This window comes from Actinomycetes bacterium, assembly GCA_036000965.1.
In the GTDB taxonomy this organism is placed as follows: domain Bacteria; phylum Actinomycetota; class CALGFH01; order CALGFH01; family CALGFH01; genus DASYUT01.
In genome coordinates this window covers 1-11,760 of record DASYUT010000145.1, presented here as the reverse complement: position 1 = coordinate 11,760, position 11,760 = coordinate 1, and the positions used below count along the sequence as shown (strand labels likewise).

Here is an 11,760-nt window from a genome sequence, read left to right as displayed (position 1 = left end):
ACCGACGGCGAGTTGCTGCGGGGGGTGCGTTTCGAGCGCCATGAGGTGCTCACCCAGTCGCTGTCGATGCGTTCCAGGTCGGGCGCGGTGCGCCTGATCGAGACCCGGCACCAGCTCGGCAAGTCGAACCTGATCGCCCGGCCGCGGTAGGCCCGCCGGCAGACGGCGCGAGGAGGAACTGTCGTGGCGGACCTCGAGACGCAGGTCGTCGTCGTAGGCGGTGGAGCGACCGGAACGGCAGTGCTTCGGGACCTCGCACTGCGCGGCATCGACGCGGTGCTGGTCGAGCGGGCCGACCTCGGGACGGGCACGTCGGGACGCTGGCACGGGCTGTTGCATTCCGGCGGCCGTTACGTGGTGAAGGATCCGGTCTCGGCGACCGAGTGCATCGAGGAGAACATGACGCTGCGGCGCATCGCGCCGCACTGTGTCGAGGACACCGGCGGGCTGTTCGTGCTGCTGCCCGAGAACGAGCAGAGCTACGGGGACGCCTTCGTCGAGGCCTGCGAGAAGACCGGCGTGCCTTGCGAGGAGCTCAGCCTGGACCAGGCGCGCAAGCGGGAGCCGCTGCTTACGCCGAACCTGTCGCGGGTGTTCGCGGTGCCGGACGGGACGTTGGACGGTTGGAAGCTCATGGGCGGCTTCGTCGCCGACGCCACGTCGAGGGGCGCGCGTGTGCTGCTCCGCCACCCGGTCGTCGGCTTCGAACGCGACGGCGACCAGATCCGAGCCGTGCGCGTGCGCGACACGGCGGCCGGCGAGGACCGGCTGATCGGCTGCCAGTGGGTTCTGAACGCGGCCGGGGCCTGGGCCGGGCAGGTCGCCACACTCGCCGGGGGTCGGCTGAGGATGGCTCCGGGCAAGGGTGCCATGGTCGTGATGGTCAGCCGCTACGTGCGCGGGGTGGTCAACGACTGCCGGATGCCGGGCGACGGCGACATCATCGTGCCCGTCCACGAGGTGGCGATCCTGGGCACGACCGACGTCGAGACCAACGACCCCGACGACATCTCGGTCGACCCACGCGAGGTCGACTTCATGATCGACGCGTGCGCCCAGATGGTCCCGGCGATCGCCAACGGCCGGGTGCTGCGGGCGTTCAGCGGCTCCCGGCCGCTGTACAAGGCCGAGGACGCCGCCGGCGACAGCCGCGACATCACCCGGGCGTTCTTCGTGCTGGACCACAGCGAGCGCGACGGGCCGGGCAACCTGCTGTCGATCGTGGGCGGCAAGCTCACGACCTGCCGGCAGATGGCCGAGCGGACCGTGGACGTGCTCGCGGCCAAGATGGGGGTGGACGCCGACTGCGCCACCGCCGAGGTGCCGCTCCCGGGCGCCGAGCACGGCTTCCACCGGCTCGCCGACCCGCTCGCCACGGTGGAGAAGAAGGTTGAGTACGGCGAGCTGGTCTGCGAGTGTGAGCTGGTCACGCGGGCCAGGATCGAGGCGGCGGTCGACCAGGGCACCACCGAGCTGGACGACCTGCGCCGCCAGCTCCGGCTCGGCTTCGGGCCGTGCCAGGGCGCCTTCTGCGGCTGGCGCGCCGCCGCGATCGTCGACGATCGGCGTCCGGGGGAGAACGAGCCGCTGGCCAACCTGGAGCGCTTCCTCGAGGAGCGCTGGCGTGGGCAGCGGATGGCGGTCTGGGGTGACGGCGCCGTGCAGGCCCTGCTGAACCATGCCATCTACCGGGGTACCTTCGACTTGCGACCCCAGCAGGAGCCGGCCGAGACGGAACGGGAGGCGTGATGCGCGCCGACGTGGTGGTGGTCGGGGCCGGCCCGGCGGGCCTGGCCGCCGCCGTCGCCCTGGCCGAGGCCGGGCGCCAGGTGCGCATCATCGCGCGCGGCAACGGCTTCACCCACTGGGGTCCGGGCGCGGTCGACGTGCTCGCGCGGGTCGGCGGCAAGGAGGTCGGTCGGCCGCTGGATGGCGTGCCCGAGCTGCCCGCGCGGCATCCGTACCGGCTGCTCGAAGACGAGGTCCTGCGCCGGGCGATCGACCGGTTCCAGCGCTTGGCGGCCGCGGCCGGGCTGGCCCACGAGGGCAGCCTGGACCAGAACCGCCGGCAGGTCACCGCGCTCGGCACGCTGCGCCCGACCTGCCTGGTGCCCGCGCCCGCCGCCCGGCCGCTCGCCGGCCGCGTAGCCGTGGTCGGCTTCGCCGGCTTCCGTGACTTCGCCGCCGGGCTGTGCGCGCGCGGGCTGCGCGACGCCGGCTACCAGGCCAGCGTGCAGGCTGTCGAGCTGCCGAGCTGGAGCCACGAGCGCCACTTCACCGCGGTCGACCTGGCCCGCGCGATCGACGACGCCGGCTTCCGGAGCCGGCTGGCCGACCGGTTGGCCGGCGCCACGCGCGACGCCGACGTCGCCGTCGTCCCAGCCGTGCTCGGGCTCGCCGCCGGGCACGAGGCCTGGGCCGACCTGGAGCGCCGCACAGGAATCGCGCTGGTCGAGGCCGCGCTGGCGCCACCCTCGGTGCCCGGCCTGCGGCTGTACGCGGCCTGGCTGGCGCGGCTGCGCGAGCTCGGGGTACGCCTGCAGCTCGGCTTCCCGGTGACCGGCCTGGAGGTCGGCGACGGCAGGGTCACCGCGGTGGTGACCGAGGGCGCCTCCCGGCCGATCGTGACCCGCTGCAACGAGGTCGTGCTGGCCACCGGAGGAGTGGCCGGGCGCGGCATCCAGGCCCAGCGCGACGGCTCGCTCGTCGAGGTCGTGGCCGGGCTGCCGGTGCAGGGCTTCGCCGACCGGATGCACTACCTCGCCGACCGCTTCCTCGACGACCATCCGCTGGGGGCCGCCGGGGTCGTGGTCGACGCCGAGCTCCGCCCGCTCGACACGACCGGCAAGCCCGCGCTCGATGGCCTGCGCTGCGTCGGCAGCCTGCTGGCCGACCATGACCCGACCGCCGAGGGGTCGCGGGAGGGCATCGCCCTCGTCACCGCCACCCGCGTCGCCGAGCTGCTCGCCGCCGCCCCCGTCTGAAAGGCCGCTCATGCTCCGCGTCGAACACACCGCCGACTCCTGCGTCAAGTGCAACATCTGCAACACGGTCTGCCCGGTGGCCGCGGTCACCGACCTGTTCCCGGGCCCCAAGTACGAGGGCCCGCAGGGCCAGCGCTTCCGGGCCGGACTGGACAACGGCAGCTCGCCGGACCATTCGCTGGACTACTGCTCGGCCTGCGGGCTGTGCACCCAGGCGTGCCCCGAGGGCGTGATGGTGGCCGAGATCAACGCGGTGGCCCGCGAGCAGCTCGTCCGCGCCAAGGGCGGCCTGCGCCTGCGGGACAAGCTGGTCAGCCGCCCGACCCTGATGGGCCGGCTGGCCCGCCCGGTGGCCCCGCTGGCCAACGTCGCGCTGGCCAACCCGGGGATGCGTTGGCTCCTCGAGAAGACCATGGGCGTGCACCGCAAGGCGGCCATGCCGAAGTTCTCCAGCCGGAGCTTCCGCTCCTGGGCCCGCAGGCACCGGCCGCCGCCCGACGCCACGCGCACGGTCGCCTACTTCCACGGCTGCGCGACACAGGAGTACGAGCCCGAGGTCGGCACGGCGCTCGTGCGCGTGCTCGAGCGCAACGGCGTGCGCGTCACGTTCCCGGTGCAGAACTGCTGCGGCCTGCCGCTGGTCTCCAACGGCGACTTCGACGCGGCCCGCCGCTTCGCCACCAAGCTGACGGCCAACCTCTCGGACGCGGCCGGGGACCCCGGGGTGATCGTGGCCAACTCGACCTCCTGCGGCATGACACTCAAGGCCAAGTACCGCGAGCTGCTCGGCATGGAGGACGAGCGCACGGCCGCGGTCTCCCGGGCCGTCTACGACATCTGCGAGTACCTGGCCGGCCTCGCCGACGAGGGCGCGCTCGACACCTCGTTCCGGCCGCTGCGCGCCAAGGCCATCTACCACCCGCAGTGCCAGCTCATGGCCCACGGGGCGGGGATGCCCGCGCTCGACCTGCTCGCGCTCGTACCCGAGCTCGAGGTCGAGCTGTCGGTGGTCGGCTGCTGCGGCATGGCCGGCACCTACGGCACCAAGGCCGAGAAGTACGACATCGCGATGGCTGTGGGGAACGGCCTGTGGGAGCAGGCCAAGGCCACCCGGCCCGACTTCATCGTGTGCGACTCGGAGACCTGCCGCTGGCACATCGCCAAGGCCACCGGCGTGCCCGTCTACCACCCGGTCCAGGTGCTCGACCGCGCCTACCAGACCCCGACCAGGACGTGAGCGTGCCAAGGACCACCCGGAACCGCTGCGAAAGAGGACCGCCATGCCCATCGCAAGCCCGAAGAGGGTTGCCCTGGATGGGGGTTGCCGGGGGTGTCAGGCCCGCGCGTGCTCTGGCCGCGCGCTGGGCCACACGCCCAGGGCGCAGGCCGCGTCGACGGGCTTCAGCGGCAGGGTGCGCACCTGGATGTCGGTGAAGCCCGCGTCGTGGAGCGCCGCCGCCATGCGTTCGCCGGCCTGGCGGGTGTCCTGGTTGGTGACGCCACGCCCGCGCGGCTGCATGGTCAGCGCGGTCCTGGCCCCGGGCAGCAGCACCTCGGCCAGCTGGCGCAGCACCGCGACCGGGTCTGGCCAGAACCCGAACACGTTGACGGCCAGCGCCTTGTGGAAGGTTGCCGGCCGGCCGGCCAGGTCGGCCAGGCTGCCGCGCAGCAGCTGCACCCGGCCCGACGCCACCGCACCGCGGTTGCGGCGGCGGGCCTGGCGCCACATCACCTGGGAGTGGTCGATGCCGACCACCCGGCCGTGGGGGCGGGCCGATCCGTGGCGCGCCGCGGAATCGCGACCCTCGCCCGGATGCTCAGCCGGCTGTCGCGTCCCCGCCGGTGACCAGGGCCAGGACCTCCCCGGCGGCACGCTCGACGGTCGCGGCGACCGGCGGGGACAGGGCGTCGCCGGCGGCGAACGACCCCCCCCTCGATGCCGACCAGGACCAGGCGGCCTGGCAGGCGACCGAGCGCGCCGGCCAGGCCGACCGCCTCCGCCAGGCCGAGGGCATGCGAGCTGACCTGCCAGGCACGGTCGGCGATGCCGCTCCCCGCCTGGCCGCCGGGGACGACCTCCAGCCGGTGCAGCGAGCCTGGCTCGCCGCCAGCGCGCACCGCGTCCACCACCACCGCGAGCGCCGCCCCCTGCCAGTGGTCGAGCAGGGCGGCGGCGTCGCCCTCGTGCTCCACCACCTCGACCCCGGCGGGTGCCGCCCGCCGCAGCCGCCCAGCCACCTCCAGGCCGGCCGCGTCGTCGCCGCGGACCCGGTTGCCGAGGCCGATCACCACCACCCGGCCCGGCCGGGCCGCGCTCACGCCTCCGCCACCTCGAGGTCGAGGAAGTGGGTGGCGCACGAGATGCACGGGTCGTAGTTGCGGATCGCCTGCTCGCAGCGGCGGGTCAGCTCGTCGGTGGGCAGGTGCAGGCGTGGCTCCACGAAGCGGCGCAGGTCGTCCTCGATCTGCCGCTGGTTCTGGGAGGTCGGCGGGACGATCCGGGCGCTGCGGATGACCCCGTCGCCGTCGAGCTCGTAGCGGTGGTAGAGCATTCCCCTGGGTGCCTCGGTGACCCCGTGCCCGGTGGCCGCGCGCGGCTCGACCGGGACGGCGGGCGCGTCCGGCTGCTCGTACCGGTCGATCAGGCGCAACGCCTCGTCGAAGGCGTACAGCATCTCGACCGCGCGCACCACGATGCTCTGGAACGGGTTGCGGCAGACACCCCCGAGGCCGGCTTCGGCGGCCACCTCGCGGGCCAGCGGGGACAGCGCCGCGGCCGCGAGCCCGTAGCGCGCCAGCAGGCCGCACATGTAGGGCCGCTCGAGCCCGCCGAGGGAGGCGTGCAGCGCGGTGGAGTGCGGCACGTGGTGCTCGACGAGCTGCTCACCGAGGTCGTGCACGTCGATGTCGAGCCCGCCGCTGGAGGCCACCCCGTCGCCGAAGATCGGATACTCCCCATCAGGGGACCGGACTGCCACCAGCTCGTAGTCGCCTTCGAAGCCGGGGAAGTCGAAGCCAGCCACCCAGCGCACTGTCTCGAGCGCCAGGTCCCGGCTGCGGCGCAGCTGCTCGGCGAGCGGGAGCAGCTCCCGCTTGGCCGGCACCCGGTAGAAGCCGCCGACGCGCACGTTGACCGGGTGGATCGGCCGCCCGCCGAGCAGCGCGATGATCTCGTTGCCTGCCTTTTTCATGGCCAGGCCGCGCTGCACCACATCGCGGTGGTCGGCGGCCATCTCCACCGCCCCGTCGTAGCCGAGGAAGTCGGGGGCGTGCAGCAGGTACACGTGCAGCGCGTGGCTCTCGATCCACTCGCCGCAGTAGATCAGCCGGCGCAGGTCGGCCAGGGGCCCGTCCACGGTCGCGCCGCAGGCGTTCTCGATCGCGGTGCACGCGCTCATCTGATAGGCGACCGGGCAGATGCCGCAGATCCGGGCGGTGGTGTCCGGCGGCTCGGTGTAGGCCCGCCCGCGCAGGAACGCCTCGAAGAACCGCGGCGGCTCGTAGATGCGCAGCTCCACGGTCTCCACTCGGCCATCGCGGGTGCGTACCAGCATGGCGCCCTCGCCCTCGCGGCCGGCAACTACCTGCCCCACATCCTGCCCATCGATCCCACGCTGCACTGGGCCAACCCGCCGGGTGGGGTGGCCGGCCGGGACTCGCGCCCGACCTTCACCACCACCCCTGGCCGCTACACCGGTTCGGTCCCGATCGTCACCCACCTGCACGGCGGGCGCAACAGCGAGGAGCACGACGGCTACCCCGAGGCCTGGTACCTGCCCGCGGCCGCCAACATCCCCGCCGGCTACGCCACCGTCGGCTCGCTCTATGAGGAGTTCAAGGCCAAGTCCCAGGCGGCGACCGGTGCGGTGTGGGCGCCGGGGACGGCGGTGTTTGAGTACGAGAACCAGCAGGCGGCCTCCACGCTGTGGTTCCACGACCACACCCTGGGCATGACCCGGGCCAACGTGTATGCCGGGCCGGCGGGCTTCTACCTGCTCCGCGACGGCGCCTTCGACCTGCCGGCTGGGGTGCTGCCGGGGCCGGCGCCGGCCCGCGGCGATCCCGCAGGCAGGCGGTACTTCGAGATCCCGCTGGCCATCCAGGACCGCTCGTTTGACGCCGACGGCTCGCTGTTCTACCCCGACAGCCGTGAGTTCTTCGACGGCTTCCAAGGACCGTACATCCCCGGCAGCGATGTCCCGCCGATCTGGAACCCCGAGGTGTTCGGCAACACGATGCTGGTCAACGGCAAGACCTGGCCGTTCCTGGAGGTCGAGCCGCGGCGCTACCGGTTGCGGCTGCTGAACGGCTGCAACGGGCGCTTCCTCATCCTACGGTTCGACAGCACTGACCTGCGCTTCTGGCAGCTCGGCGCCGAGGGCGGGTTCCTGCCCGCACCGGTGCAGCTGGGCGAGCTGCTGATGGGGCCGGCCGAACGCGCCGACGTGATCGTCGATTTCGCCGGCCTTGCGGGCCGGACGGTCCGGCTGCGCAACCTCGGGCCCGACGAGCCGTTCGGTGGCGGCACCCCCGGGGTCGACTTCGACCCCGCGAACCCCGCCACCACCGGGCAGGTGCTGGAGTTCCGGGTCACGCTGCCGTTGAGTGGAGAAGACACCAGCACGCCACCGGGGCAGTTGAGCCTGCCGGCACCGGCCAAGCCGGGGGCGACTACCAACACCCGCCAGGTGTCGCTCAACGAGGCGGCCTCCATCTTCCCTGGGTTCGACGGGCCGGTCGCCGCGCTGCTTGGCACCATGAACGGCACGCCAAATCCGCTGGGGTGGGCCGATCCCATCACCGAGAACGTGCGGGTGGGCGCGGTCGAGGAGTGGGCGATGCACAACTTCACCGAGGACGCCCACCCCATCCACATCCACGAGATCCAGTTCGAGGTCGTCAACCGCCAGCCGTTCGGGGGCACTCCGTTCGGCCCGGAGTGGTGGGAGATGGGCCTGAAGGACACCGTGGTCGCCTACCCCGGTCAGATCACCCGGGTCAAGGCGCACTACGACCGAGCGGGCCTGTTCGTGTGGCACTGCCACATCGTCGAGCACGAGGACAACGAGATGATGCGGCCCTACCGGATCACGTAGCCCTCGCCGCGTCACGAGGTCGGGGTCCGACCGAGCCCGGGCAACCGGCACCGGTCCTCCTGGGACGGATCCGGTTGCTCGGGAACGCCGTGGTCGCATGGTCGCCTCCGGGACTGAACGCCGTGGTCGCATGGTCGCCCGCTGGACGGGGCGCCGTCCTCGCGCTCGCGGGATGAGAACCGTATGAGTCCCGGCCACAGGCCATGAAATTCCAAAGGTTGAGCGACTTCCGCGACTAGACGGAGATCGAGGCGTGGGCCGGCAGCATCGCCTGGGCGCTGGGAGCTCTGCCGACCAACGACCCGACCCTCCCTCTTCGTCAATGACTGAGGTTTCACATTTTCACATGAGCCTGGCCGACCATTGGCCTGTCAGGGACGGGACGTTCGGCCCATGTCCTGGTCGGGCGGGCCGAGCAGACTGCAGAAGAGGCAACCGAAAGGAGTAAACCATGACGATCCAGCAGGAGCCGGTGCGATTGGACGGCTCGTTGCAGCTCCCAGCCCAGCGCGCCGCCCAGACCGCGCCGACCCACCGGGCGGTCATCACCACCTTTGCCGCGAAGGTCCTCGCGGTCGCGCGCCTGGCGGTCGGGTTCGTGTTCCTGTGGGCCTTCCTGGACAAGACGTTCGGGCTCGGCTACGCAACCCCGTCCGCCAAGGCCTGGATCCACGGCGGCTCCCCCACCAGGGGTTTCCTCAGCAGTGTCGCGGTGGGCCCGTTCGAGTCGACATTCCACAGCTGGGCGGGGGCCACCTGGGCGAACTGGCTGTTCATGCTCGGCCTGCTCGGCGTCGGCGTCGCGCTGACACTCGGGGTGGCGCTGCGCGCCGCGGCCGCAAGCGGCACGGTGCTGATGCTGCTGATGTGGGCCGCGGAGTGGCCGCTGGCCAAGCACACCTCCGCGGGTGAGCTGAGCATGTCAACCAACCCGATCGTGGACTACCACCTCGTCTACGCGCTGGCGCTGATCGTGGTGGCGGTGACCTACGCCGGCAACACGTGGGGCCTGGGCAGGCTCTGGGCGAAGTTGCCGCTCGTCCGGCGCAACCGCTGGCTGTTGTGACCGCGACCAACCCGTGACCACCGCCGGCAGCCGCTTGCGATCAGCTCCCCAGCGGCTGCCGGCGGTGCGCTGCCCGCACCAACGGCACCGATGCCCCCGGTCGACCTGGTCGACCGGGGGCATCGGCATGAGGCTGAGGGGCATCGGCATGGAGCTGACCAGAGGCGTCGCGGCGCTGGCAGTGCAGCAACCCGCCGACCCTTCCACCGGCGGGAAGAGGCGCCCCGGCGGACCGGAACGCCCTGTCAGGGATCGGCCGGCCGGCGAGCAGGCGCCACCCGCGCGCCCGGCTGCCTCTGCCGTGCCGACGGCTCGGGCTCGCGCAGGATGAGCACCGGGCAGGGAGCCCCCTGGGCCACCGCCTTGAGGCGCTCGGCGCGGCCCTGGCGCGGATCCCCCTTCCAGGTCGCCACGAGCAGATCGGGCCGCAACCGGCGCGTGGCGGCGAGGATCGACTCCAAGGGTGGACCGGTCGTCACCTCGAGCCGCAACAGAGACCTTGGGCGCGCCGCGGCAGAACCGGGCCAGGAACTGCCGGCGCCACTCCTCTCACTCCTGAGGGCCGTGGTCGACCACCCGCGGAGCGGGGAGGCTCCCGTGCTCGTCGGACGGCTCGGGGGCGGGGACATGCAGCACGACGACCTCCGCACCAGTGGCGACGGCCACCTCGGAGGCGGCGTCGACCCCGGCCGTGGCGGACGGGCTGCCCTCGTGCAGAACGAGGATGCTGCGCAGGCGCCGGGCCACCCGTGCGTGGGCGGGGACGAACACGACCGGCCGCCCACCGGCGCCGACCGCCAGCGCCCGGCCGACGTCGGGCGCGGAAGGCCCCGGCTCGAGCTCCCAGTCGGCCGGCCTCGAGGTCGTCACGGCGGCCAGGGCGAGCCGCCCGAGGCGCGGGCCGAGCAGGTCCAGCACGGTGGGCGAGCGCGGCGGCTGCCTCCGGAGAGCCCTCCACATCCACCACGACGTCGATCGGACTCCGACCCGGCGCGCCCGCCCGCAGCAGCTGCGCCAGCCGGCTCACGGCGCGCCGCTCGGCCGACAGACCCAGCGGCAGCGCCAGCGGGCCGAGGGCGGTGCCAAGCAGCCACCAGGCAAACGGGTCGTGCCCATGGCGGCCCATGACCAGCGCGAACAGCAGGCCGACACCAAACCAGATCGCTCCGAGGGTAAGCAGTGCGGTGGTCGCCGACATGCCGATCACCTCCATCACCACAATGGTGGACGCGAACCCACACCGGCAGGCCAATGGTCCGGTCGGCGCCGGGCCCCGGCCGAGACCGGGCCGTCGCGCCCGGCGCCTGTGGGCCGTTCGGCCCTGGGGAAGCCAGATGCCCAGAGTCATGCTGTCCTCGAGGCTCCGGAAGGGCTGGAGGTCGAGGACGATGACAGGCGAGGAAGGCTGGAGGGCCACTGCGGTCGCCGCCGCTGCGGTAGGGGTGATCGTCGGCGCTCGCATGGCCGACCGGCGGCGGCGCCTCCGGATGGCGCGGCACCAGCTCTGGCGGCGGGCCGCCCTCGACGAGGCGCGGTCGCGGCTGGAGCGCGCCGACTCGAAGCGGAGGACCCGTCCCCCAGCAGGGGCACGGGCTGATCGTCACGGCCGTCTGGTGCGGATTAGCCGGTCATGCTCTTCAAGGAGCGAGACACTGACTGGTTCAGGGACGCAGACATCGGGAGGTGGTTTGCGTCGCCGGGCGGAGCGGCTCGTCCTGGACCGCCAATGACTACCCCCATGGTGACGATCGGTCGCGTTTGGGCGGGAGGCCACCGGGTCGGCAGCGGGCGCACCTCCGCGCGCTCAACTCGCTTGCAGGACGGCCACCTCGCCCGCGAGGTCATGGAGTCCTTGACGGCAGGATCCTCACGCGCGTACCACCACGGTGCCCGCCACCTTGTCGTGCAGGGCCTGCTTGCGGGCATCGACGCCGGCCAGCACGAACCCAAGCCCTAGCGGCGGCAGCGACAGGCCGAACTTGGCCAGCAGCCGCGCGGTCGCCCGCCCATAGCCGATCCGCTGCCCGTCGACGGTCGTGACCCTGACCCCTACGACCAGCTTGCCGAGGGTCGCCTGCCAGGCGGAGGCCTCCATCGCCGCGAAGTACAGCCACACCACCGCCAGCGCCAGCGCGTAGTACACGACGACCTTGACGGTCGAGTGGGGGGTCGCCAATTGTCCGTGGTAGCCGATCGTGAAGGACACCACGACGCCGATCAGTATCCAGTCGATGGCGGCTGCGATCCCCCTGCGCCAAAAGCCGCCGTATGCGCGGCCGACCTGCGATCGTCCGGCCAGGGTCTGCACGGTTGCCATGCCGATCACCCCTTCTTGCCATTGGGCCTTGCCCAGACTCCTCCGGGCGGGTCGCAGCGTCAGGGGCCCAAGGGCCCCCACTCCAGAGGACCTTTGGCCTGGCAGTGCACCACCACCTCGTCGTGCTGGAAGAAGACCAGCTGCGGGCGCCCGGTCGGGTCGGCCGGGGTGAGGTCGGTGGCCGCAGGGTCAGCGAGCCGGCGGCGCACAGCCGCCAGCCACACCAGCGCCCAGTCGGCGGCGCTGGCCTGGACGACAAAGTTGCGGGTGAACCGCCCTCGGTCCCGGGCGGCCCGG

13 protein-coding genes are annotated in these 11,760 nt (G+C 72.7%); 6 read left to right on the top strand and 7 right to left on the bottom strand.

Annotated features, from left to right (window positions below):
* Nucleotides 1–12: 12 nt before the first annotated feature.
* From VG276_12570 to VG276_12555, 4 genes are read left to right on the top strand one after another with little or no spacing between them, the layout of a single operon-like run.
* Nucleotides 13–150 (top strand): hypothetical protein, encoded by a 138-nt coding sequence (locus VG276_12570; protein ID HEV8650212.1) that lies wholly within the window; start codon nt 13–15, stop codon nt 148–150.
* A gap of 33 nt (nt 151–183) precedes the next feature.
* Nucleotides 184–1,749 (top strand): FAD-dependent oxidoreductase, encoded by a 1,566-nt coding sequence (locus VG276_12565; protein ID HEV8650211.1) that lies wholly within the window; start codon nt 184–186, stop codon nt 1,747–1,749.
* A complete protein-coding gene (gene glpB, locus VG276_12560) occupies nt 1,749–2,984 on the top strand; it encodes an anaerobic glycerol-3-phosphate dehydrogenase subunit GlpB (protein ID HEV8650210.1) in 1,236 nt (411 codons plus the stop codon). Before VG276_12565 ends, glpB begins: the two co-directional genes overlap by 1 nt.
* 10 nt (nt 2,985–2,994) lie before the next feature.
* Complete coding sequence (locus tag VG276_12555) at nt 2,995–4,221, top strand: anaerobic glycerol-3-phosphate dehydrogenase subunit C (protein ID HEV8650209.1); 1,227 nt, start codon at nt 2,995–2,997, stop codon at nt 4,219–4,221.
* 96 nt (nt 4,222–4,317) lie between these two features.
* Here the strand turns inward: VG276_12555 and VG276_12550 are convergent, their stop codons facing one another.
* The 3 genes from VG276_12550 to VG276_12540 are packed head-to-tail and all read right to left on the bottom strand — an operon-like array spanning nt 4,318 to nt 6,538.
* Complete coding sequence (locus tag VG276_12550; protein ID HEV8650208.1) at nt 4,318–4,740, bottom strand: class I SAM-dependent methyltransferase; 423 nt, start codon at nt 4,738–4,740, stop codon at nt 4,318–4,320.
* Nucleotides 4,713–5,303: a hydrogenase maturation protease gene (locus VG276_12545; protein HEV8650207.1), complete on the bottom strand. Its 591-nt coding sequence runs from the start codon at nt 5,301–5,303 to the stop codon at nt 4,713–4,715. The genes VG276_12550 and VG276_12545 overlap by 28 nt, the downstream gene beginning before the upstream one ends.
* Nucleotides 5,300–6,538, bottom strand: a complete 1,239-nt coding sequence (locus VG276_12540) for a nickel-dependent hydrogenase large subunit (protein ID HEV8650206.1) — start codon at nt 6,536–6,538, stop codon at nt 5,300–5,302. The genes VG276_12545 and VG276_12540 overlap by 4 nt, the downstream gene beginning before the upstream one ends.
* Before the next feature lie 87 nt (nt 6,539–6,625).
* Here VG276_12540 and VG276_12535 point away from each other — a divergent pair, with 87 nt between their 5' ends.
* Nucleotides 6,626–8,080, top strand: a complete 1,455-nt coding sequence (locus VG276_12535; GenBank protein HEV8650205.1) for a multicopper oxidase domain-containing protein — start codon at nt 6,626–6,628, stop codon at nt 8,078–8,080.
* A 451-nt stretch (nt 8,081–8,531) separates the two neighbouring features.
* On the top strand, nt 8,532–9,146 hold the full coding sequence (locus tag VG276_12530) for a DoxX family membrane protein (protein HEV8650204.1): 615 nt from the start codon (nt 8,532–8,534) through the stop codon (nt 9,144–9,146).
* A 245-nt stretch (nt 9,147–9,391) separates the two neighbouring features.
* On the opposite strand, the gene VG276_12525 is transcribed toward VG276_12530, so the two are convergent.
* The 4 genes from VG276_12525 to VG276_12510 all read right to left on the bottom strand — a co-directional run.
* On the bottom strand, nt 9,392–9,637 hold the full coding sequence (locus VG276_12525) for a hypothetical protein (GenBank protein HEV8650203.1): 246 nt from the start codon (nt 9,635–9,637) through the stop codon (nt 9,392–9,394).
* A gap of 58 nt (nt 9,638–9,695) precedes the next feature.
* Nucleotides 9,696–10,106 (bottom strand): hypothetical protein, encoded by a 411-nt coding sequence (locus tag VG276_12520; GenBank protein ID HEV8650202.1) that lies wholly within the window; start codon nt 10,104–10,106, stop codon nt 9,696–9,698.
* 907 nt (nt 10,107–11,013) lie between these two features.
* Nucleotides 11,014–11,463, bottom strand: a complete 450-nt coding sequence (locus tag VG276_12515; GenBank protein ID HEV8650201.1) for an RDD family protein — start codon at nt 11,461–11,463, stop codon at nt 11,014–11,016.
* 59 nt (nt 11,464–11,522) lie between these two features.
* On the bottom strand, nt 11,523–11,760 hold a 238-nt coding region (locus VG276_12510; protein HEV8650200.1), incomplete at its 5' end, for a hypothetical protein.